Raw genomic sequence first — 22,848 nt, forward strand, 5'->3', positions numbered from 1 at the left:
TCGTGAACAGGTGAACCTGCCGAGTCTAGGGGCGAGCGGCCCGGTCGACGACGTCGCGGATCGCCTGGACCACGGCATCGGGACGGTCGAAGCAGAGACGATGGTGGGCGGTGTCGGAGAGGATGCGTTGTTCCCCGCGCGAGACCGCGCTCACCAGGGCGGCGTCCATTCTCGTCTTGCCGTCGTTGATCTCTCGCAGCGTCTGTTCCGGCATCAGCGCCTGCTGCGCTGGGTCGACGCCCACCACGGTGAGAGCGACCACCGGGACGTCGGGAATGTTCGGCCCGGCCCGCAGTTCGGCGGCGAGTCCGGCCAACATACTGCGCTCGGCGATGCCGACGCGGAGCCATTCGTCACTCACCTTGGCATCGATCAGCGGCTGCCGGACGTGCTCCGGGTAGTCCGCGTGCAACTCGACGCTCATTTCCCGCAAGGCCGGACGCATCTGCCGGAGCTGCTCCAGATCGGGTGTCGTCCGCTCGGCCGCCGCCAGACCCGCCGCGAGCGGCATGTATAGATCCCAGTCGCGGTGGAGGCCGTCCAGCCAGACCAGCCCGGCCACCTCCCGCGGGTACAGCTGCGCGAACCGATGCGCGTAGAAGCCACCGAGAGAATGCGGCGCGAGAACGTATGGCCCGGCGATGTTCTCGGCGCGCAGTACCTCGCGCAACTCCGTGGCGACCTCGGCAGCGCTGCGCGGCAGCGGAAGCGGATCGCTGTAGCCGGTGCCGCCGCGATCATAAACCACCACCGTGGTGAATTGCGAAACACCTTGCTGGACACCGAAATAGTCGAGGCCGACGGCGCTGGCGCCCGGTAGGAACACAACGGCCGGTCCGCCGCTGCCCGCCCGATGTACGAAAATGCGTCGGCCGTCGATCTCCTGGAACCCTCCGACCGGCGGAGCGAGCCGAGCCGAGTACGTGCTGTTGTTCGTCATGCGACAAGGTTTCAACCCTGACGCAGGGTCAAGGTCAACCCCGGCCATCGTCATCCACGGCCCGCCGTACGCGCCGGAGGCGCGGACCACGACGGTCGTAAATGATCTCGGCGCCGCATGGTTCATCTGAGGTGGGCCTTGCCGGGTGACGTCCGAGCTGGAGGCTCCGGACTTCTGCCCGGCGCGCATATGTCGTATGGTGGCGCGGTGACTTTCTCTTACGGAAAGGGCGCCACGCGCCCCTGCCGGTGAACCCCGGCGAGTGGCTGGTCTCCGGCGAAAGCGATGACCGGACCACTTTTCTCGCTCACGCGATCAGTCTCGTCGCCCTGCATGGTCCAGGCCCATGGCCTGCGGAGGGCCGCCCGCTACCGGACGATCCACCTGGCGAGCCAGAATTCATGAACTCGACCGTCCTCGACGGCGTACAGACCCATCACAGCAAGGCCCCGGCCGATCCCGATGCGGCCACCGACGCCGTTACCGCGATCACCGATATTGTTGCCGCGCCGAGCAATTCAGCGCTGTCCGCGTTGCACGACCAGCTGGCCGAGTGCTCCGCGCTGGCGCTGGCCGACTCGTTGGTGTGTGAGCTGCGTGCGGCCGACCTGCCCCGTGACGAGGTGCGGTCGGTCGCGCGGCGGCTCACCGAATACGGAACCCGCCGCAATGCGGTGGCCCTCGGCATCGTCATGCTGGGCGTGACCGGCGACGAGCGAGACCGCGAATTGTTGCTGACAGTGGGCTCGCTCGGCGATTTGACGCTCTATGCGGTTGTGGCGCTGGCCAATTCGCAACCGGATCGGCATCACGCGGTGTACGAACTCGCGCGCCGCGTCGACGGATGGGGTCGGATCCACGCCGTGGAGCGATTGGCGAGAACCAACGATCCCGAAATCAAGGCGTGGCTACTGCGAACCGGCTTCCGTAACGGCGTGATGAACGAATACCTGGCTCACCTTGCCGCCACAACGGGTGATCTCCGCGATGCGCTGCTCGCGTCTGCCATCGACGACGAACTCCTCGATGGCGCGGCCGACATTCTCGCCGCGCTGGCCGCCTATGGCGGGCCGGCCGCAGACATCCGGCACTACCCCGACGCGCTGCCGGTGCTGAACCGGTTCGCCGAGCTGCTCGCCACCTCGGCTCCGACCCTCACACGCATCCGCAGTGCGCAGACGATCACACGATTGCTGAACAACCCGCCTCCGGATCTGGATTGGCCATCCGACGAGATCAGTTGTCTCGCCGCCCAATACGCGGCGCTGCTCGCGCGGACCGACTGGGCAGAAGAAGTCCGGGCTCGCCTGGCCCAGCCGGAAGGCGAATTCGGCTTCGACTACGCCCTGGCTTGCGCCGACGCCGTCGAAATCCAGGCCTACCCGCAGGCTCTGGCTCATCTTCGACTCCAGCCGAAGAACATCTACGTGTGGCAATGGGTTTCCCAACGGACTCCCGGCCGTGAGGTCGCCGCACTGGCCGAACTGGCGCAGGAATTGCTACCGCTGGACGAGATCGTGTGCGGGCCAGAGCTCGGTCGCAGACGGCGCGGACCGGGATTCAACGAGGACCACATCATGGAGATCATGGTGTCGGCCGTGGCGCGTGCGGCACCGGGAACCGGCTTGCCGTTGGTGCGCTCCGCGCTCAGCGGACGTCCGACACGGCTGCGCCGAACTGCCCTTCGAACCATCGCCGAATGGTACGACCGCGACCTCCCCGACGAGATCCGCGAATGGGTAACCGCCGCTGCCGCAATCGAACCCGACGATGAACTGCGCAGCGAACTCGTTGCGCTCGGCGATCGCTGACCCGAAACCGGGGCCGTTCGCCCCGAACATTCGCATCGTCTGCGTCCCGGCCCGCCATCGTCGGGCGCAGACGCGTGCGAGGTACTCGGCCCTGTCCGAGAATCCGTTCTCGCTTACATTCTCACCGGCTCAAAGGAAATAGGTGAACGCACTCGAATCAACCCTTCTCCCACGTTTCCTACAGCCCTCGCCGCCGCGGTGCGCGCCGTCGTGGAAGCGCTGCCGGGACTACACGAAACCGCAGCCACGTGCTGGGATACCTGCAGCAGCTCCGCGCATCCTGCGGCCTCCGCAGTGACTCGGCGAACGGCGGTATGCTCGGCCGTTCGCAATGCGGCGGATTCGCCGCCCGGAAGGGGAGTGCGACGTGGACCTGGTGGATCGCATCGGAATCGAATATCCGGTCGTGCAGGCAGGAATGTCCGGCGGCCTCGCTACCGGCGCTCTGGCCGGGGCCGTGTCCGCCGCCGGGGGCCTCGGCACCGTCGGGCTGCTCGATCCTCGGCAGCTGCGCGTCGAGTTCGACGCCGCACGCGAGCGGGCGAACGGCCGGCCGATAGCGGCCAACCTGCTCGTTCCGTTCACCACCCGGACCCAACTCGACACCATCCTGGCGGCGAAGGTGAACGCGGCGACCTTGCACGGCAGCTTCGATGCCCGACTTGTCGCCCGGTTGCGCGAGGCAGGAGTCTGCGTGCTGGTCACCGTCGGCACGGTCGACGGCGCGCGTCGCGCGCTGAACGGCGGAGCCGACGGTTTGGTGGTGCAGGGAATCGAGGCAGGAGGTCACCTGCTCGGCGTGGAGCCCGCGCTGACCGCGCTCGAGAAGATTCGTGACGCCACCGGCTCCCGCGCGCTGCTGATCGCTGGCGGCATCGCCGAGGCCGCCGACACCCGCCGCGCGCTGGACGCCGGTGCGGCAGCGGTCGTGGCGGGAACACGTTTTCTGCTCACGCACGAATCCCGCGCCCATGACGCCTACAAACAGCATGTACTCGACGCGGACCGAACGCTGGAGACGATGCTGTTCGGCATCGGGTGGCCGATGAGACATCGCGTGGTGCCGAATGCGGCCACCGAGCGGTGGTGCCGCAACGACCCGCGGGGGCCCGCAGCGGTCGTCCGGCTGGCATCCTGGACTCGCGGCCTGCACCGCCTACCGCTGCGCACCGCCAACGTCCTCACCGCGATACAGCATCCACTCATCCCGTTCTACGGTCCCGGCGCACCCCTGACCGGAATGCCCGAACGCCGAGTGGATTCCACCGCCCTCTACGCCGGTGAGACCGCACTACGCATCCACTCGGTCGTACCGGCCGCGCAAGCCGTCGCCGACCTCGCGGGCCTGACGCAATGACTGCGAAACGTGAGAACTCTTGCGGTGCATGACACTCCATTGCGGACGGTGGAGGCGTGCCGCGCGTGAAGCAGCAACCGCAACGAAGTGGTGTCACTGATCACTTTCATCCGCCTCCACGGGACGCATCCGTCGGCCTTCGGGTGTGAAGAAGAAGATGGCCGGGAACGATCCTGTGCCACATCGGATCGCCAGCAGAACCTGCTCCGATTATTCGGACGGCGAGGTGTGTGTGTGCTGCGCGTTCCCGCGCCTCTTCGATTCGACGCCGATCGCACAGACCGGTGGGGAAGTAGCATCGCGGCATGGACGGTTTCCTGCTGTTCGTGATCTCGGTCGGCCCCATCGTGCTGATCACGGGGGGATTCGCAGTGGCTACGACCAGGGCGCGACGGCGGGGGATCGGTGGTGTTTCGGTGATCGGGCCGTTCCAGGACATGTGGGATCCGGGCGCGGCGCGCACCCAGATCGAGATCCAGATTCAGGCCGAGCAGGCAGCGCCCGCACCTTCTCCGGGTGATCCTCCCGACTCGGATGATCGATCGGACCGCTGACCGGCTGTCGCGGTGCGGTCGTGCCTTCGGGCTGATCACCAAGGCAGCGGTCGGACTTGTTCAAGGGTATTTGCCGTTGCGATTTCGCGCTTCGGCGCTCGCTCGATCCAAGGCCGGGCGCGATCGAGCGAGCTCCTCGGCTCTCGCTGGGCAAGTTCTCTACAGTCGGTTGCCGTTGACTACCAGCGCCACGTCGATGTTGTTTCGCGTGGCATTGGAGTAGGGGCAGACCTGGTGGGCCGCTTTCACCAGTTCGATTGCCTGCTCGGTGGTGACCGAGGGCAACGAAATATGAAGTTCGACACCGAGTTCGAAGCGGCCGCCATCGTTCGGGATCAGCGCGACCGACGAGTCGATTCGCGCGTCGTCGGCTTGGAGCTTGCTGCGCTGCCCGACGAGGGCGAGCGTCGTCCCGAAGCATGCGGCGTACCCGATCGCGAAGAGCTGCTCAGGGTTCGCGCCATCACCGTTGCCGCCCAACGCTTTTGGTTGGCGCAAGCTCAGATCCAGCTGTCCGTCCGTCGTCCGTCCGCGGCCGTTCCTGCCACCGGTCACCTGCGCCTCTGCGCGGTAGAGCACCTTCGTCATCCCGTTTCCTTTCTCTGCTACTGCTATATGAACTTGGCACTTCAAAAATAAGAAGTCAATAGCTACACTCGGGGAGCGGACAACCGTCCCAGCCTGGTTCGCCGACCAGGCTTTGCTCCACTGCGCGAGGAGGATTCGCGATGACCACCTTCGTTCTCGTCCATGGCGCCTGGCACGGTCCGTGGGCGTGGCAGCGGGTTGTCCCCGTCCTGCGCGCCGCAGGGGCGCACACCATCACCCCGGACCTCGGGGCGGACGACGATCACGGCCTCCACGACCACGCCGCCGTCGTCGCCGCCGCACTTGACGACGTACCGGACGAGGAGATCGTGCTGGTCGGGCACAGTTACGCGGGACTGGTCGTGCGGGAAGCGGCCGACGCCCGACCCGATACCGTCGACCACATCGTCCTGGTGGACGGATGGGCCGGCCGTGACGGCATCGGCATGTTCGACCTGGCCCCCGCTGCCTTCGCCACGTCGGTACGAGCGGCGGCCGAGTCGCGCGGGGACGGCCGGCGGATCCCACCCCCGTCGGCGGCGGCATTCGGAATCGTCGACCCTGACAACGCGGCTTTGCTGGATGCGCGCTTGCTCCCGCAACCGCTGCGCACGTTCACCGAATCCACTCGCCTGACAGGCGCCGTCGACCATATTCCCGGTACCGCCATCTACTGCGAACCGCAGACCTACCCCTTCGCGCAGTTCGGCGCGGCCCTCGGATACCGGACCCGCGCCCTCGACGGGCCCCACGACGTAATGCTCACCCGACCTCAACCGCTCGCCCGGATGCTGCTGGAAGCCTCGCTCGTTCAAAATCGGGAAGTGCGGAATCTAGAGTGATGAAGTGGACCAGCGAACCTACAACCAGTACTGCGCCACGGCGCGCACCCTCGACATCGTCGGGGAGCGCTGGACCCTGCTACTGATCCGCGAGCTGCTCACCGGACCCAAGCGGTTCGGCGACTTGCAGGCCAGCCTCCGTGGACTCGGCACCGGACTCCTCGCTGCCCGGCTGAAGCACCTGGAAGCCGAAGGGCTCGCGCGCAAGATCACTCTCCCGCCACCGGCCCGCACCCCCGCCTACGCGCTCACCGAGGCCGGTGAAGAACTCGCCCCCGCGATCCTGGCGCTGGCCCGTTGGGGATTGAAGTGGGCGATGGGGCAACCGCGCGAGTCCGAGACCTTTCACCCGGGCTGGGCCGTGCTCGGCCTGCGGGCTTGCTTCGATCCCAGCGCCGCTGCCGACCTGCGCGCGGTGTACGAATTTCGCATCGACGACGAGGTTTTTCACGCGCGTATCCACGACGGAACCATCGAGACGCTCCACGGACCGGCGCAACACCCGGACGCAAGCATCACCATCGGCTCCGCCTCCTTCCTGCGTCTGACCGGTCATGATCTGACTCTGGCCGAAGCGATGGAAAGCGGCGAGGCATCGGTGGCCGGCGACAGCGAGGCACTGCACAGGCTGAGGAGCTTGTTTCGCCTGCCGCCCCCGCACGCCCGGAATGCGCTGCCGCCCGCGTCTTGATCACGTCGTCTCTCGACGACTTGCTACCGCGGCGCGAGTCGGGCGCGAGTCCGTACGAAGTAAGTCGAGCGTGTCGAATCGGTGCGTGCGCCAGATGCGACGCGAGCGTTCCTCTGGGTAGGGCTGGGTGATCGGCTCGGCGTAATAAACGCGAGTTGTTCGTGTATGCGGATCGTAAGGCGCCCAGCCGAGTTTCCCTGTGGTTGCGAATCTCGCCCAGTCGGTGCGCATATGGTTTGCGACGTGGGTGATCTCGTTTGCGGCGTTCGGGTGGGCGGCGGGATGCGCGCGTACCTCATCGCTGCCGAGGGTGCCGAAGACGAGCAGGAAGTCGAGGCAGTGTGAGGCGCCCTGTTGCCGGTTGAAGCTCCAGCCGAGTTCGTAGAGCCAGACGGATCCGCCACCTGCGTGCGCGGCGTCGGCCAGGTGCAGGCTCGGCATGCGAAACAGCCAGTCGGTGTTGAGAAATTCGTACCGTTGCTCGGGTGTGGCGTCCGGGTAGGCGCGGCGGTAGACGTCCTCGGTGGCCGTGGCGGGTGCGAAGTGGTGAAATGCCGCGGTCATCCGAGTATCGGTCGGCTTCGCTCCGGGCCGGGAGGTGTACAGGCGGAATTCGTCACGGGTGTGACCGATGAGCAGGTCGATGTCGCTCGCGGCCCCGCCGGCGAGTGCGCGCCATGGTGCGTCCGGCAGCAGCACTCCGTCGACGACCGGTGAGAACGGTGTGGGCGTGAGCGCCATCGGGCCCCAGGAGTCCACGAATTCGGGCAGCTTCTGGATGACGGCGTCCGTCGCGTCGGTCAGGGCACGCGGCGAGAGACGAGAGAGCTCACCGATGCTGGCGCGCACACCGAGTCGCGCGGCGATCGTCGTGGAGATCGCGGCGGCGAGCCGTTCGGAGAAGTAGGTGCCCGGCATGCTCTGACTGATCGCTCGACGAAACAGTCCGGCGGCCATCGGCATGACGAGCAGGGCGGCGATGCACGCGCCACCGGCGGACTGGCCGAAAACGGTGACGTTGGAAGGATCCCCGCCGAAGGCGGCGATATTCTCCTGAACCCAACGCAGCGCGGCTATCTGGTCGAGAATGCCGCGATTGTCCGGTGCTCCGGTGATGCGGGCGAAGCCTTCCGCGCCGACGCGATAGTTCATGCTGACCACGACCACACCGGCCGCCGCGAGAGTCGCACCGTCGTAATGCGGGTTGGAGGAGTAGTTCTCCAGATACGTGCCGCCCTGGATCCACACCATCACCGGCATTCGAGCGGCACCGAGACTGGGTGACCAGACATTGAGCGTCAAACAGTCGTCGGACCCATCACAGATGGCGGGCGCCGACGACATCACAGGTCCCGCATGGCTCGCTTGGGGAACCGGTGGACCGAACTCCAGCGCATCACGGATGCCATCCCACGCTTGCACCGGCGCAGGAGCCATGAACCGACGTGCTCCGAACGGCGGCTCCGCGTAGGGGATTCCCCGGAAGACCGCGACGGCGTTTTCCCATCTGCCACGCACAACTCCGGAGGTCGTACGGATCTCAGGTCCGCTGTTCACTCGGGTACTCGCTTCCACCGGTGGATCAGGCTGCCGCCGAACCGATCGATCGCGTCGGACGGCAGACCGCCAGCAGCGCTCGCCACCTCACCATACCGGGCGGCTGCTTCCCCGTTCTGCCGTCCGCATCGGCCTTCTATCTCGTTGGCTCTCAGCAATTTCAGTCCCCTGTACGTGGTCCTGGAATCCTGGAACCGGGATTTCCTTCCTTCCGAGTGGAACGCTCCCGGCACTCGCCACGTTCGGCGACTACGACCGGCGCCCTCTGGTGGTGGGATCGGGAAGGTCGGTCTGGCCAAGGACTTTGCGGAGTCCCGACGAAATGACCTCGAGTTCTGTGGTGTCGAGGCCGGAGAAGCGGCGTTCGATGGCGGCGAGGTAGTGCGGGGCGGTTGCGTGGAGGCGTTGCCGGCCGTCGTCTGTGATGCTGACGAACGCGGAGCGACCGTCGTCGGGATTGGATTCGCGGCGTACCAGGCCGTGTGACTCCAGTTCGGTGACCAGCCTGCTCACCCGGGTTCGGCTGAGCACCACCCGCTCGCCCAGGTCGCTCATGCGCAATTGTTGCGGACCGTTCAACTCCAGCAGTACGTCGTACCAGCTCAGGGGGAGTCCGGTGGCGCGACGCAATTCGGCGTCCAGCTCGGGGACGAGTTCGGCGTGCACCTGAAGCAGCGCGGCCCAGGCGCTGACCGCCGGGTGTGATCGGTTGGCATGGTTCGGCACGACAAACATCCTAGCCAATTGCGTGCGTGCGCACACATATAGTAGCGTGCACACGCACGCAAATTCGTGCTCGAGAAAGGTACTACTGATGACTCGCCTGATCACCCGTGACGAACTCGCGAAAGAGCTCGAGACCGGTTCGGTGACCGTGATCGATGCGCTCCCCGCCGAGTACTACGACAAGGCGCACCTGCCCGGCGCACTCAACCTCGTCGAAGCCGATGTGGAAGCCAAAGCGTCGCAACTGCTTCCGGACAAGGACGCGGCGATCGTCACTTACTGCTCGAACCCGGCGTGCGCCAACAGCGCGCACGTCGCGGCCAAGCTGGAAGCCCTCGGCTACACCAATGTGCGCAAATACCGGGAGGGCATCCAGGATTGGACAGAGGCGGGCTTCCCCGTCGAAAACTGATCGCTGATCGTGTGGGTGTGGCAAGTGCCGCGTGCAGTTGCCACACCCGGCCCGGCGCCTGCCCTCCGTCGATCTCTCGCCGCATCTCTTCCGCGGTGGACAATCGCAGCCGAAGATCGGGCGAACCTTGCGCGATTCTCCCCGTTTCCGATGCATATGGGGGGACACTTCAGGAATGAACCGCACACATAGACCTCCGCCGGCCCTGTTCAGTCACCTCGACGAACCCGTCGTCACCCCGCCATCCGGTGAGGGAGCAGTGTGCCATCCGGTGTTCAGCAGCGCCGTCTCGGGCGCCGCAGCGACGGACGATGTCGCCGTCCCGGGTACAAATAATCAGTGAACCCGAAGGACCGAGCCTGGGATCTCGGATACGCGGCGGGGTGGCGGCTGGTGCGCGCCCTGCCGCAGCGGTGGGCGACGCGCCTGTTCGACAGCGCAGCCGATCGCGCGGCACGTAATGGCGGACCGGAACAATTGCGGCGCAATCTGGCTCGGGTCCTGGGCACCACACCGGGGGACGTGCCCGACGACCTCGTGCACGCGAGCCTGCGCTCCTACGCCCGGTATTGGCGCGAAGCGTTCCGGCTGCCGTCGATGAATCCGATGCGGCTGGCCGAGACCATCGAATCCTCGGCCACCGGGCTCGAACACATTCACGAGGCTGTCGAGCGTGGACGCGGCGCGGTGCTGGCGTTACCGCACAGTGGCAACTGGGACCTCGCGGGGGTCTGGGTGGTACAGCGGGTGGGTTCACCAACCGTCGTGGCCGAGCGTCTCAGACCGGATTCGCTGTTCCGGCGCTTCGTCCGGTTCCGTGAGCGCCTGGGATTCGAGATCATCCCGCTCACCGGCACCGCGACACCGCCGCTCGAGCTGCTGACCGCGCGACTCAGGCAGGGAAGAATTGTCGGACTGCTGGGCGAACGCGACCTCTCCGGTACGGGCGTGCCGGTCACGTTCTTCGGAGAGCCGGCCCGCATGCCGGCCGGTCCGGCCCGCCTGTCCATCGACACCGGCGCACCACTGCTGCCGGTGCACTGCTGGTTCACCCCCGGCGGCTGGGGATTCCGCGTCGACGCGCCGATCGATACCGCCCGTGGGGTAGAGCACACGACTCAGGCGATGGCCGACCGCTTCGCCGCCGGTATCGCCGAACACCCGGCCGACTGGCACATGATGCAACCGGTGTGGACTGCCGACTTCACCGCCGATCAACTCGCCCGCAGCCAGACTCGCCGCAATCTGCCGAATTGACCCTGCGGGTCCCCGAGGGCATATCGTGCCTCGGGCGAGCCCACTTCCAGAGCCGGTGACAGCACATCGGGAGGTATTGTCGCGCCTCGCGCGGCATACGGGGCGGGGGTAGTGACCTTCGGATTCGCGGTAAGGGCATCTTGTCTCTACCGACCGCAATCAGCGGAGCGGAGCGTAGAAGGCGCCGGTCACGCACCTACGCCGACACGACAGTCGGAGGGGAGGCGCGGCAACGCTGGCGATTCGCATCGATGAAGGAGCGCCCGATGATGATTTGGTACGGAGACAACGGGATGAGTGGCTGGGGTTACGGGCTCATGACCGTTGGCATGGTGTTGTTCTGGGTGCTGGTGATCGTGGGGGTCGTTCTCACAGTTCGCTACCTGGCTCAGCCGTCCGCGCCGGGCGGCGGCGCGCCGATCGTGCGTCCCAGCGCCGAGCAAGTGCTGGCCGAGCGGTTCGCCCGCGGTGAGATCGATGCGGACGAATACCACCATCGACTGGCTACGCTGCGCGGCGACAGCGGCCCCGGCCCCAGGTCGGAAGAGCGTCGGTGACGTGTAGAGGACTGATCACGTGACAACCCACCCCGAGACCCACAACCAGTCACCGAAGGAACGTGCCACCGCGGTGCTGGATGTGCGCGGCCTGCTGTTCGCCTCGGAGCAGAACGTCGTCGCCGCCCGGCTCGCCCGCCGCCCCGGCGTGCATCAGGTCGAGGTCAACCCGGTCGCGCAGACCGCCACCATCGTCTACGACCAGACACAGACAACGATTGCCGCGCTGCGGGACTGGGTTGTCGAATGCGGCTACCACTGCGCAGGCCGGTCGGTGCCCGCCCACATCTGCGACCCACTGACCGAACCGGACCCACCCACCGACGACAGGCACCACGAACACGCCGGCCAGCTGGCGACCGCGGAGCCCACCGACCATGCCGGGCGCACCGTGGCGGCCCCTGCTCAGATCGAGGAGTCGGCCGGCGCCGAGCTCCGTTCTCCGCATGAGGCGATGGGCCACGGTGGACATGCCGGAATGTCGATGGCAGCCATGGTGGCCGACATGCGCAACCGGTTTCTGGTGGCGTTGGTCTTCTCGATCCCGATCGTGATCTGGTCGCCGATCGGTCGCGACGTGCTGGGACTGGACGTGCCGGTGCCGTTCGGGCTGCGCGAAGATCTCTGGGCGCTGTTGCTGAGCCTGCCGGTCATCTTCTACTCGTCGTGGATCTTCTTCGACGGCGCCGCGCGCGCTCTGCGGGCCCGCACGCTGGACATGATGGTGCTGGTCGCCGTCGCGGTCGGCTCCGGTTGGCTGTATTCGCTGGTGGTCACGCTGACCGGCGGCGGCGAAGTGTTCTACGAAGCCGCCACCGTGCTGACGACGTTCGTACTGCTGGGGCACTGGTTCGAGATGCGTGCTCGCGGCGGCGCCAACGACGCCATCCGCACCTTGCTCGACCTCGCGCCGCCGAAAGCGCTGGTGCTGCGTGACGGCGAGGCCGTCGAAATCCCCACGGCCGAGGTCGTCGTCGGTGATCTGCTCCTGGTGCGCCCTGGCGCGAAGATCGCCGTCGACGGCATCGTCGAGGACGGTGACAGCGAGGTCGACGAGTCGATGGTCACCGGCGAGAGCCTGCCGGTGCACAAGGCCGCCGGTTCGGCGGTCATCGGCGCCACCATCAACTCCAACGGCACCTTGCGGGTGCGCGCGACCAAGGTCGGTGCGGACACCGCGCTCGCGCAGATCGTGCAACTCGTGCAGGAAGCGCAGAATTCGAAGGCCCCCGGCCAGCGTCTGGCCGACAAGGCGGCGTTCTGGCTGGTGCTCGTCGCGCTGATCGGGGGCGGCGGCACGCTGGCGGCATGGCTGTTGCTGTCCGACCGCCCGTTCTCGGAGGCGATCCTGTTCGCGATCACCGTCGTGGTCATCACCTGCCCGGACGCTCTCGGGCTGGCCACCCCAACCGCGATCATGGTTGGCACCGGGCTCGGCGCCAAACGCGGTGTGCTGTTCAAAAACGCGATGGCTCTGGAGACTTCGGCCCGAATCCAGGTGGTGGTGATGGACAAGACCGGAACCCTCACCAAGGGCGAACCCGAGGTCACCGACGTCATCACCGACGGCCTCGGCGAAACCGAGGTGCTGCGCCTGGTCGCCGCGGTGGAACGCGAATCCGAACATCCTCTCGCACAGGCCGTTGTCCGCTACGCCGAAAATCAAGGGGTGCAGCAAGTTCGGGCTCGAGGGTTCGAGAATATCTCTGGCCACGGCGCGATCGCCGAGGTCGAGGGCCATCGTGTCGTCGTCGGCAACCGGCGGCTGGCCGAACGAGAGGGCATCGACCTCGGCGCGCTGGCCGACCGCCGCGACGATCTCGCCGCCACCGGACGCACCGCGGTGATCGCCGCGGTGGACGGGAAACCGGCGGCGGTCATCGGCATCGCCGACGCGCCCCGCGAAACCTCACCGGCTGCCGTCACCGCGCTGCACGATCTCGGCGTCGAGGTCGTCATGCTCACCGGCGACAACGAAGCCACCGCCAAGCGCATCGCCGATCGGCTCGGTATCGACACCGTCATCGCCGAAGTCCTGCCCGGCGACAAGGCCGCGCGAATCGCCGGACTACAACGCGGCGGCCGCCAGGTCGCCATGGTCGGCGACGGCGTCAACGACGCACCCGCCCTCGCCCAAGCCGACCTCGGTATCGCCATCGGCGCAGGAACCGACGTCGCCATCGAAACCGCCGATATCGTGCTCATGCGCTCCGACCCACTCGACGTGCCCACCGCTCTGCGCATCGGGCGCGGCACCCTACGCAAAATGCGTCAAAACCTTGGCTGGGCCATCGGATACAACACCATCGCCCTGCCCATCGCCGCAGGCGTCTTCGAACCCGCCTTCGGCCTGATGCTGCGACCGGAGATCGCCGCACTGTCCATGTCCGGATCCAGCCTCATCGTCGCCGTCAACGCCCTCGCCCTCAAACGACTCCGACTCCCCACACCGAAACCCACACACACCGGAACATCCGAGAAAACACCGGTGGTCGCGTAGCGAACGCGGCCGGGCTCGGAGTGATGCGGGCGCGCTTCGCCGATCGCAGCGAATCCGCAGCCGTCAGCGGCGCAACCTCGGGTGTCGCTTGCCGCCATGCGGCCTCGGCGCGACGAGGTTGCGTGGCGCACGCCGCGAGCGCTGCGCCGCGGTTGTGAGCAGCACGGTATCGGTGTGGACTACCGGCCGCCGGGGCAGCCGCATTTCGGCGGGTGATCGAGCGGCTGATCGGCACCATGATGACGATGGTGCACGAGCTGCCCGGCACCACCTTCTCCAACACCGTCGAGCGGGGCGGCTACGACAGCGAGGCGAAAGCTGTTCTCACCCTGGGCGGACGGACCCCGGCCGGGGTGTGGGCGGAGCGCGCCGCGGTCCAGGGAGCTCCGGCGACGGTGACCAACGAGACCGCGTTCCTTGTCGACTTCTTGCCGGTGGTCCGGCGGCGCCTGTCGCGTACCGGGTTCACTGTCGATCACGTGCAGTACTACGCCGATGTGCTGCGGCCGTTGATCGCCCGCCGCGAGCAGCTGGGCCGGTTCGTGTTGCGCCGCGACCCGCGCGACATCTCGCGGATCTGGGCGCTGCACCCCGAGACCGGTGAGTACCTGGAGGTGCCGTATCGCACGTGGTCGCGCCCGGCGATCAGCGTGTGGGAGCACAGCGCCGCGGTGGCGCGGCTGCGTGAGCAGGGACGCGCCGAGATCGACGAGAACGCCCTGTTCTCGATGGTGGAGCAGATGCGCGCCATCACCGACACCGCGGCCGCGGCCAGCCGTAAGGCCCGGCGCACAACCGCCCGCCACACTGCGGTCCGGGCCCGGCGGCCGGCCGAGCCTGAACCGCCACCGGCCACGCCACCGGCTGCCGCCCAGCACCGGTGCGACCGTTCGAGGTGATCGAGCAGTGGTGATCGGCGAGCCGGTGGACCTGTCGCACCCGCATCCCTCGGCGCAGCGGATCGCGCTGCTTCCGGCCGTTGAGCGGGTGCGCCATGTGCGCGCGGATCGCTGGATCGGCTACACCCGCGCCACCGAGGCCCTCGCCCGGCTCGAGGCGCTGCTGACGATGCCGTCCAAGCAGCGCATGCCGGACCTGCTGCTGATCGGGCCGACCAACAACGGCAAGTCGATGATCATCGAGAAGTTCCGCCGCGACCACCCGCCGATCTCGCACACCGACCGCGAGGAGATCCCGGTGCTGGCGGTGCAGATGCCGTCGGAGCCCAGCTCGCACCCGGTGAGGCCACCCGGTTCGAGGTGACACGGCGGCGGGCTTGGCGCGGTCCGTGGATTCCCGAGACCTGGATGGATCGCTCCTGCCCCCTGTGCACGGCCGGGCCCGAGCCGCAGCACAGCTGGGTGTGGACGTTGCCGTTGATTACCGGCTGCACCATCCACCGGCGACGACTACTCACCCGCGCCGAGCTGGTCACCGCCGAGCTGGGAGGAAACGGTGTCGCAGGTGCTCCGGTCACCGAACCGGTTGCCGCACTGGAGAACTACACCCACCAGGCCCTGACCGCCGGCGCGGTCAGGTTGGCGGGACGCCGCGTGCACGCGGCGGTGTGGTTCCGGCTGCTGCGTACCCTGCTCGACGAACTGAGCCTGTCCACGACCGGCCTGAGCAGAGCCTCCGCGCGCACTCTCAACCAGGTGTGGCAGGCCGCCGGGCTGACCCCGCGCGCCGGGATCCGCATCTGGGCGCCCTACGAACACCTGTCCTGGCCACGCCAGGAGAACCTGCTCACCGCGGCCGCCGTCGCGGTGGACCTGGCCGCGCAGCGGCGCCTTCGACCGCGGGGAACCCTCGCCGAAGTGCTGGCCACGCCGAGCGCCGAACCGGTCTACCCCGGCGATGACCCTCGTCGCGCACCCGATAGTCCTGCCGCCCGGATCCTCGACTTCCGAGGCCTGTACCGGCGCACCGAGTACAGCGAGCTGTTCGACGAACTCGCCCGCACGGTGCGCACCGATCCTGACACCGCCCGCCGAGTGCTGGCCTTCCTCGTGCGCACCGACCCGAGCCCGGCCAACCTCGACCGCGAACGCGACATCCTGATCCGCGACACCGGCATGCCACCGGAATTCGTGCGGACCCGCACCGAAACCGAGGCGCTGCTGATCCTGCACGGCTATGAGCCCGGCGAGGTCGCCCGCGCGCTGGCCGAGCTTTGCGCCGAGTCCCCGTCGCGTGGCACCGACGGCCAGCGGACGAACCTGTTCGTACCCGACGATCTCGCACGGTTGCGTAGCCGGCTGGATCGGTGAACGGCACGCCAGCTCCGCTGCGGCAGGGGGCGGGGTCACCGGCGGATCGGGCACGCGGGCGCTACGACGTTGTGGCCGCGGCGTCCCAGCGTGTGCGGGCGGCGGCGAAGAGTTCCGCGCACACCGCCACAAGGTCGGCGGGGTCGTCACGGCGCCCGTCCATCAGCCAGTCGACGAGCAGGTGGTTGACGCCACCGACCAGCGCTGTCGCGGCGAGGCGTTCGCTGCGGGTGAGGGTGCGATTGCCCGCGGAGGCCCAGGTGGCCATCACGGTGTCCACGAAATCGCGTAGCACCCGGTGGCGGCGTTGCTCCATGTCCGGTGAGACACCGACGACTTCGACGAGTACCACCTGCGCGCGACGTGGATCCTGCGTCAGGTAGCCGATGAAGGCCCGCAGGCCGGCCGCGGTGAGCGCGTCGAGATCGGGTTCGGTCTCGGCCAGCGCAGCGGCGGTCGCCGCGCGCATCGCCTCGGACAAGGTGTCATACAGCGCGGCCAGGCAGACCTCACGGCTGGGAAACGACTCGTAGAAGTACCGCTCGGTGACCCCGGCGCCACGGCAGATCTGCTTGATCGAGGCCGCCGCGTATCCGGAGGTGCCGAACTGTTCCAGCGCGGAGTCCAGGATCGCCGCACGGCGCAGCCGCACGCGTTCCTCGGGCGCGATGCCCGAGTACTTCCGGCTGGAGAGCTTCGGACCGGAGGGGCCGGATCGTGTCATGGGCCTTTCCCTTCTGCCGACGAGGTGCAATACTAGCGCCGTTCAATTCTGACAATATTAGTTGCCCAACACGGGCGCGTGCCCGAGAAGGAAGGTGGCATGCCGTGACGACAGCACTGACCGGGCGCATCGTGGCCGTGACCGGTGGAGCTCACGGCATCGGGCGCGAGATCGCACGCCTGCTCGCCGAGGCCGGCGCCCGGGTCGCGATCGGCGACCGTGACGTCGAGACCGCGGAGAAGACAGCGCGGGAGCTGCCCGGGACGGTGCGCGCTTTGCCCCTGGATGTGACCGACACCGGGTCTTTCCGCCGGTTCCTGGCCGAGGTCACCGACGCGTGGGGACCACTGGACGTGCTGGTCAACAATGCCGGAGTGATGTGGGTCGGGTCCTTCGACGACGAACCCGAGGCCGCAACCGAGCGCATGCTCGCGGTGAACCTGCACGGGGTGATCCGGGGCGTGCGACTGGCCGCGCCGGGCATGCGCGCTCGCGGTGCCGGTCACATCGTCACCATCGCCTCGGCCGCCGCCAAACTGGCCCCACCCGGGGAGTCGACCTACGCCGCGACCAAGCACGGCGTGCTGGGCTACCTCACCGGCGTACGCGAGGAACTGCGCGGCAGCGGCGTGCACGTCTCGGTGATCATGCCCGGGGTGGTCGACACCGAACTCGCGGTCGGCACCGATTCCGGCGCGACCGCCCGGTTGCAGCCCCGCGACGTCGCCGCCGCCGTCGTGGATGTTCTGCACCGGCCGCGCTTCGAGGTCACCCTCCCGGCCTCGATCGGGCTGCTGGTCCGCGTGACCGGGCTGCTCCCGCAGTCGCTGCGTGACCGGCTGCTGCGCCGCACGGTCCCCAACCAGGTCAAGGCCCTGCAGGGCTCGAACACCCGTGAAGGCTACGAGCACCGCGCTCTGGCCGACTCCGCCGATCCGAGGACGACCCGATGACCGACACCGAATCCACCACCCTGCGCCCGATTCCGGAATTCGAGGGCGTCCACGACATCTGGCCACGCGGCAACCGCCTCGAGGCGATCCGTGAAGCAGCCCAGAACTACCGGGAACGGTTTTTGTGCCAGGGCCAGGTGCGCGCGGTCAAGAGTTTCGACATCGCCGCGGCGCCGTATCCGGCGCAGTACGCGTTCCAGAACTACTCGGTCAACCTCAACCCCTTCATCTCGATCATCAACCGCATGTTCGTCATCCAGTTCGAGGGCTTCGACGGCAAGCTCAAGACCCTGGTGTGGGAACCCACGGTGGCCGCCGGTTCGGCCGAAGCCCCGTTCTACCGGCAGCTGCAGCGCTTCGGCCGCCGGATCGGGATGGAATCGTTGTTCGTCAAGTACTACAACGACCCCGATCAGGTGCTGCCGCGCCTGGGGTTGACCAACGCCGACGTGGACTACATCAGCTTCGATCACCTCCACGTCCAGGACCCACGCATGATCGTGGGCAGCAGCGAACCGATCGAGGGCGAGACCCAACCGCGCAAGCCGTTGTTTCCCAACGCCAAACTGCTCGTGCACCGCCGCGAGCTGGGCACCTTCGAATCCATGCACCCCATGCAATGGGCCTGGTACGTCGAGGGCGGCATGAACGGCGTCCCCGAGGACAAGCTCGAGATCTTCGACGGCGACGTCGAACTCGGCGTCGGGGTCAGCCTGCTGTGGACTCCCGGACACACCGACGGCAACCACTCCTTGGTCGTCAACACCCCTGACGGGGTGTGGGTGTCTTCGGAGAACGGCATGGCGGCCGACAGCTGGCAGCCCGAACTGTCGAAGATCCCCGGTGTTCGCCGCACCGCGCAGTTCTACGGGCGCGAGGTCGTGCTCAACGCCAATACTCTCGAAGACTCCCTCGATCAGTACGACTCGATGGTCAAGGAGAAGACCCTCGCCAGCCCATCGCCGCGCAACCCGCAGTGGCGCCAAATCATCCCGTCCTCGGAGTGCGCGGACTGGAAGCGGCAGTGGCCGGTCGTACCCACTTTCAGCCACGGCGGCCTGGACTACGGCGCCATCACTGTCCTCGCCCGCTGACCAGGCCCGCCGAGGAACATCGCGATGCCCGCACCCGCCCGTGCGGGCATCGCGATGTTCCTCGCACCGGCGGGACACGGCGCTCGGCGGGCACCGCAGGGCTGGTGTTCGAACACTGACGGGCGGACGAGCTAGACACAAACTTGGAGTTGATCGACATGGCTGTACACACCGGCGCTGATGATCATGTGATCACCGTGCGGCGCTCACCCGCTGCGCTGATGACCATCTGGGCGTCGCGGATCTTCGTGCGCCCGATGCTGTGGCTGCTTCCGCTTCATTCACCGATCGGGGTTCTGGGCTACCGCTTCACACAGGTTGTGGCCTGCCGGATGTGGTTGGCTGCGATGCTCCCAGCCACCAGGGTCGATGCCACCGGGCCTAAGGGCCGGACCGTCGGAGAGTGGGTCGGCGGCCCCGCCCAACCCGGCGACCGGGTGATCTACTACATCCACGGCAGCGGATACATCAGCTGCAGCCCGTGGACTCACCGCGGCCTGGTGTCGGAACTATCGCGCCGACTGCATCGCCCCGTCTACGCCGTACGCTACCGGCGCGCACCGAAATACCGCTTCCCCGCCGCCCACGACGACGTCCTCAACGGCTACCTGTGGCTGATCGAACAGGGACACCGCCCCGCCGACATCGTCGTGATGGGCGATTCCGCCGGTGGCCACCTCGCCCTGGGGCTGTGTGTCCAACTGCGCGAACTCGGCGTCGACCAGCCCGCCGCGCTGGTCGGATTCTCCAGCGTCGTCGACCCGACATGGCAACTGGCCCAAGCCCACGGCGAACACATCTGGGACCAGTTCGTCTCCGCCCGCACCGGCCGCCGCATCATGCACACCTACCTCGTGGGGGCCGACTTCAGCGATCCGCGCCTGAATGTCCTCGGCGCGGTCGGCCCCGACCTGCCACCGATGCTGCTGCAAACCGGCGGCAGCGAGGCCCTCGGCTCGGACTCCGAACACTATGCCGCCGCACTGCGCTCGGCCGGTGGACGGTGCGAACTCGAGGTGTGGTCGGACATGTTCCACGTGTTCCAAATGGGATACCCGCGAATGTCGGAGGCGCGAAGCGCCCTCGACAGCGTCGAGCGGTTCATCGAGAACATCGACACGAACCACACCGCGACTGCCTGAGCACCTCACCGCCGCACGCGGCTCTTCACCGGATCCCGCGCCCGGGTGTTTCATAGGTGACCACCCATGAAACACCCGGCGCCGCAGCGGGTTTCCAGGGCGAACTACTGCCGCGCCCGGCCGCGGCCGCCGACGAGTCGAGCGCGCACGTGCGCATCGGCTACGCCCGAGCCTCCACTGTGCGCCAATCCCTCGACACCCAGCTCGATTCCCTGCGCGCGGCCGGGATCGGGCGGATCTTCTCCGAGAAGATCTCCACTCGCGCGCTGGTCCGCCCCGAGCTCGATCGTGCGGTTGCCCTGGCACGGGAGATCCGCGGCTCCGGCGCCGCGGTGACCCTGGTCGTGCACGAACACAAACGCCTCGGCCGCGGAATCGAACTCGCCGCCCTGGCCGAGCAACTCAAGGCCGCCGGCATCGGCCTGGAGTTCCTCACCGGCGAGCTCCAGGGCTCCCACGACCCGTCCGGGGTGGTCTTCACCGTGCTGGCCGCCCTGTCGGCCATGGAACGTGAGTACATTCGCGACCGCACCCTCGAAGGCCACGAATCCGCCCGCCAGCGCGGCAAATCCATCGGCGGGGTCTCCGTGGTCGACGAGACCATGCTCTCGATGGCGCTGCACCTGCGCGCCAGCGACTACAGCCTGCGCGACATCGCCGCGCGGCTGGTCATCACCAGCGGGAAGAAGAAGGGCCAGCGCCCTTCCCCTGCGACCGTGCTGCGGTTGCTACGCGACTACGACCAGCGCGCCGAAGTGGCGGAAAACGCCAGCTGAACAGGACTTCGAGCATTACTGAACCCGACTTCGAACACCGACAGATAACCCGGGAATGGTACGGACGTCCCAGCGGCCCTAGTTTTCAACGACTTTCGTAAGCATTATGTTTCGTTTGATGCGACCAAACGTAAACGAAACGAGGGTGGCTGTACGCGAGGGAGTCGCAAATCCTGACCGCCGATAATGTTCACTTATCGGCGGTCAGAACTAGAGTCCGTGCGCGTGTGCCCTCAACCGCCGACACGGATTTCGTTTGGTGTGAAAACGTAGAACCCAACGAAAACAACGCTACGATTCCCAGGTGTCCAGCATTTGTAACTATCCGGGATGCACCCGGCCCATCACTCGGGGCGGTGGCCCCGGACGCCCGTCGGAATACTGCGAACACCCCGACCACACGCGATGGCGGGCATGGCGGGAAAGGCAACGGCTGCAACAGGAGTCGGAGACACCCGTAACTTCCGTCACTGTGACGCCACAGGGTCCGGTCACGGCGGCTCGCGCGCGGGCCGACGAGCTGCTCACCCAGTTCCGCGGCCTCGCCGAACAACTGAGCAACAACCTCAATGCGGCGGTGGTGGAACTGTCGACGCTGGCCGATCCCTCGATCGCCGAGGCGCAGGTGCAGGCCGTCCAGGCCGATGCTGCCCGCCGCATCGCGGAGTCCGAGGTCGCGGCGGTGGCCGCCGAACAGGCGCGCCGGGAGGCCGAGGAAGCCCGCCGGATCGCGGAGTCCGCCGCCGACGACGCGGCCGCCGCCGCGGAACGCGCGGAAACGCTGGTCGGCGAGGCGAACACCGCCCGCGACGACGCGTTGCGCGAGGTGGAGCGGGTGAGCAAGCAGGCCGCCGATGACGTCTTCGCCGCCCGCACCGACGCCGACGCCGAGATACGCGCGGTGCGGCGCGAAGCCTCCGATGACATCGAACGCGCGCGTCAACAAGCGACCGAGGACGTGGACAAGGCGCGGCGCAAGGCCGCCGCCGAGATCGAGCAGGTGCGCAGGGAAGCCGCGCAGCAGGTCACCGCGGCGTGCGCCGAACGCGACCTCGCCGTGCAGCGCGCCGCCGACGCCGACCGCGCCATCGACCGCGCCGAACAAGCCACCGCCGAACGCGCGCAAGCGCTGGCCGAAGCGCGCGAGGAACTGGCCCGCCTACGCGGCGAACTGGACGCCACCCGAAGCGAACTCGCCGACCTGCGCCGCACCGCTGTCGCGGAAGCGGCCGCCCAGCGTGCCGAGGCCGCCGCGTCACTCGAACAGGCGCGCGCCGCTTCCGCCGAACGCATCGCCGCCCTGGACGACGCTCGCACCCAAACGCTCGCCCGTGCCGAACGGGCCGAACGCCAACTCGACGAGTTGCTCGCCGCCGCGCGAGTCCCCGCGACTCCCGTACCGGTCGAGGGCTCCTGACCGAAAATCGGGGCGCGGCCGACGCCCCGGCCCGCGCTATGGTGCGATATGGCTGTCATCCATCGCACGACCATGTCCCCGACCAAACTGGACCTGCTCACCGAGTGGTTGCCGAGCCGCCCGTGGTATCGCGGTGGGCAGCGACCGCGGCTGGTGAAAGCGGGCGGGTTCCGGCTCGACGATCCAGCGGGGGAGGTCGGCATCGAGTTCATGGTCGTCACCGACGATTCGGGCGCGCGACCGGTGACCTATCACCTGCCGCTGACCTACCGGGGCGCCGAGTTGTCCGACGGTGCGCACGCGCTGATCGGCACCTCGGAGCACGGTGTTCTCGGACCGCGCTGGATCTACGACGGATCGCACGACCCGGTGGCCGTCGCGCAGATCGCCGCGCTGCTGAGCGGGAACACCCAACCGCAGGCGCAGAGCGCGAGTGATACCCAGGATCCGTCCGTCGTCGTCGCGAACCCGATATCCGCGTCCCCCGTGGCGGAATTCGCGGTGGCGGACGGCGTCGACGAGGCCGCGATCACCATTGTCGGCGGACCGCTCCTGCGAGTTCATCGGCGGCTCGATGGGGAAGCGCTGCCGCCCGGCGTCCCCACCGTCACCGCGCCGTGGCGGGGGCCCGACGACGCGGTGACGCGGTCGGTGCTGCTGTCGGCTCACCACTGAGCTCC

Annotated in this window: 23 protein-coding genes; 18 read left to right on the plus strand and 5 right to left on the minus strand. The window is 67.8% G+C overall.

Annotated elements, in window-relative coordinates; all coding sequences use genetic code 11:
- Positions 1-25 precede the first annotated feature (25 nt).
- Entirely contained in the window at positions 26-940 is a 915-nt protein-coding gene (locus NX1_RS02475; protein WP_068053048.1) for an alpha/beta fold hydrolase, read from the minus strand.
- Between the two features lie 401 nt (positions 941-1,341).
- On the opposite strand from NX1_RS02475, the gene NX1_RS02480 reads away from it, so the two are divergent.
- From NX1_RS02480 to NX1_RS02490, 3 genes are all read left to right on the plus strand, one after another.
- On the plus strand, positions 1,342-2,751 hold the full coding sequence (locus NX1_RS02480; RefSeq protein ID WP_068053051.1) for a hypothetical protein: 1,410 nt from the start codon (positions 1,342-1,344) through the stop codon (positions 2,749-2,751).
- Between the two features lie 367 nt (positions 2,752-3,118).
- Complete coding sequence (locus NX1_RS02485) at positions 3,119-4,108, plus strand: NAD(P)H-dependent flavin oxidoreductase (RefSeq protein ID WP_068053053.1); 990 nt, start codon at positions 3,119-3,121, stop codon at positions 4,106-4,108.
- A 305-nt stretch (positions 4,109-4,413) separates the two neighbouring features.
- The gene (locus tag NX1_RS02490; protein ID WP_068053056.1) at positions 4,414-4,662 is read left to right on the plus strand and encodes a hypothetical protein; all 249 of its coding nucleotides are present in this window, start codon (positions 4,414-4,416) and stop codon (positions 4,660-4,662) included.
- Between the two features lie 159 nt (positions 4,663-4,821).
- On the opposite strand, the gene NX1_RS02495 is transcribed toward NX1_RS02490, so the two are convergent.
- Complete coding sequence (locus tag NX1_RS02495; protein ID WP_068053058.1) at positions 4,822-5,250, minus strand: organic hydroperoxide resistance protein; 429 nt, start codon at positions 5,248-5,250, stop codon at positions 4,822-4,824.
- Between the two features lie 140 nt (positions 5,251-5,390).
- Here NX1_RS02495 and NX1_RS02500 point away from each other — a divergent pair, with 140 nt between their 5' ends.
- Both NX1_RS02500 and NX1_RS02505 read left to right on the plus strand, forming a co-directional pair.
- Positions 5,391-6,092: an alpha/beta fold hydrolase gene (locus NX1_RS02500; protein WP_068053061.1), complete on the plus strand. Its 702-nt coding sequence runs from the start codon at positions 5,391-5,393 to the stop codon at positions 6,090-6,092.
- Between the two features lie 4 nt (positions 6,093-6,096).
- Positions 6,097-6,783: a winged helix-turn-helix transcriptional regulator gene (locus tag NX1_RS02505; RefSeq protein ID WP_068053064.1), complete on the plus strand. Its 687-nt coding sequence runs from the start codon at positions 6,097-6,099 to the stop codon at positions 6,781-6,783.
- Here the strand turns inward: NX1_RS02505 and NX1_RS02510 are convergent, their stop codons facing one another.
- Both NX1_RS02510 and NX1_RS02515 read right to left on the minus strand, forming a co-directional pair.
- The gene (locus NX1_RS02510; protein WP_307649626.1) at positions 6,784-8,358 is read right to left on the minus strand and encodes a carboxylesterase/lipase family protein; all 1,575 of its coding nucleotides are present in this window, start codon (positions 8,356-8,358) and stop codon (positions 6,784-6,786) included.
- A 231-nt stretch (positions 8,359-8,589) separates the two neighbouring features.
- Positions 8,590-9,066, minus strand: coding sequence for a MarR family winged helix-turn-helix transcriptional regulator (locus NX1_RS02515; protein WP_218024038.1), 477 nt, complete (start codon positions 9,064-9,066; stop codon positions 8,590-8,592).
- Between the two features lie 88 nt (positions 9,067-9,154).
- Between NX1_RS02515 and NX1_RS02520 the strand changes: the two genes are divergently transcribed.
- From NX1_RS02520 to NX1_RS02550, 7 genes are all read left to right on the plus strand, one after another.
- Complete coding sequence (locus NX1_RS02520; RefSeq protein ID WP_068053070.1) at positions 9,155-9,478, plus strand: rhodanese-like domain-containing protein; 324 nt, start codon at positions 9,155-9,157, stop codon at positions 9,476-9,478.
- A gap of 339 nt (positions 9,479-9,817) precedes the next feature.
- The gene (locus tag NX1_RS02525) at positions 9,818-10,735 is read left to right on the plus strand and encodes a phosphatidylinositol mannoside acyltransferase (RefSeq protein WP_068053073.1); all 918 of its coding nucleotides are present in this window, start codon (positions 9,818-9,820) and stop codon (positions 10,733-10,735) included.
- Between the two features lie 266 nt (positions 10,736-11,001).
- Positions 11,002-11,292: an SHOCT domain-containing protein gene (locus tag NX1_RS02530; protein ID WP_068053075.1), complete on the plus strand. Its 291-nt coding sequence runs from the start codon at positions 11,002-11,004 to the stop codon at positions 11,290-11,292.
- Between the two features lie 19 nt (positions 11,293-11,311).
- Entirely contained in the window at positions 11,312-13,792 is a 2,481-nt protein-coding gene (locus tag NX1_RS02535; protein ID WP_068053078.1) for a heavy metal translocating P-type ATPase, read from the plus strand.
- Between the two features lie 212 nt (positions 13,793-14,004).
- Positions 14,005-14,691 carry a Mu transposase C-terminal domain-containing protein gene (locus NX1_RS02540; RefSeq protein ID WP_068053081.1) on the plus strand — a complete coding sequence of 229 codons (687 nt, stop codon included), beginning with the start codon at positions 14,005-14,007 and terminating at the stop codon, positions 14,689-14,691.
- A gap of 7 nt (positions 14,692-14,698) precedes the next feature.
- On the plus strand, positions 14,699-15,055 hold the full coding sequence (locus tag NX1_RS02545) for a TniB family NTP-binding protein (RefSeq protein WP_245668281.1): 357 nt from the start codon (positions 14,699-14,701) through the stop codon (positions 15,053-15,055).
- Positions 15,052-16,062: a hypothetical protein gene (locus tag NX1_RS02550; protein ID WP_068053084.1), complete on the plus strand. Its 1,011-nt coding sequence runs from the start codon at positions 15,052-15,054 to the stop codon at positions 16,060-16,062. The genes NX1_RS02545 and NX1_RS02550 overlap by 4 nt, the downstream gene beginning before the upstream one ends.
- Before the next feature lie 61 nt (positions 16,063-16,123).
- Here the strand turns inward: NX1_RS02550 and NX1_RS02555 are convergent, their stop codons facing one another.
- The gene (locus NX1_RS02555) at positions 16,124-16,786 is read right to left on the minus strand and encodes a TetR/AcrR family transcriptional regulator (RefSeq protein WP_068053086.1); all 663 of its coding nucleotides are present in this window, start codon (positions 16,784-16,786) and stop codon (positions 16,124-16,126) included.
- Between the two features lie 104 nt (positions 16,787-16,890).
- Between NX1_RS02555 and NX1_RS02560 the strand changes: the two genes are divergently transcribed.
- From NX1_RS02560 to NX1_RS02585, 6 genes are all read left to right on the plus strand, one after another.
- Positions 16,891-17,739: an SDR family oxidoreductase gene (locus tag NX1_RS02560; protein WP_068053088.1), complete on the plus strand. Its 849-nt coding sequence runs from the start codon at positions 16,891-16,893 to the stop codon at positions 17,737-17,739.
- Positions 17,736-18,833, plus strand: coding sequence for an MBL fold metallo-hydrolase (locus NX1_RS02565; protein ID WP_068053091.1), 1,098 nt, complete (start codon positions 17,736-17,738; stop codon positions 18,831-18,833). Before NX1_RS02560 ends, NX1_RS02565 begins: the two co-directional genes overlap by 4 nt.
- Positions 18,834-18,991: 158 nt before the next feature.
- Positions 18,992-19,975 carry an alpha/beta hydrolase gene (locus NX1_RS02570; RefSeq protein ID WP_245668282.1) on the plus strand — a complete coding sequence of 328 codons (984 nt, stop codon included), beginning with the start codon at positions 18,992-18,994 and terminating at the stop codon, positions 19,973-19,975.
- Between the two features lie 56 nt (positions 19,976-20,031).
- Positions 20,032-20,751: a recombinase family protein gene (locus NX1_RS02575; protein ID WP_084500877.1), complete on the plus strand. Its 720-nt coding sequence runs from the start codon at positions 20,032-20,034 to the stop codon at positions 20,749-20,751.
- A 472-nt stretch (positions 20,752-21,223) separates the two neighbouring features.
- Entirely contained in the window at positions 21,224-22,168 is a 945-nt protein-coding gene (locus tag NX1_RS02580) for a coiled-coil domain-containing protein (RefSeq protein WP_068053095.1), read from the plus strand.
- Positions 22,169-22,216: 48 nt separating this feature from the next.
- On the plus strand, positions 22,217-22,843 hold the full coding sequence (locus NX1_RS02585; RefSeq protein WP_068053098.1) for a maltokinase N-terminal cap-like domain-containing protein: 627 nt from the start codon (positions 22,217-22,219) through the stop codon (positions 22,841-22,843).
- Positions 22,844-22,848 lie beyond the last annotated feature (5 nt).

Source organism: Nocardia xishanensis NBRC 101358 (assembly GCF_001613365.1).
In the GTDB taxonomy this organism is placed as follows: Bacteria; Actinomycetota; Actinomycetes; order Mycobacteriales; family Mycobacteriaceae; genus Nocardia; species Nocardia xishanensis.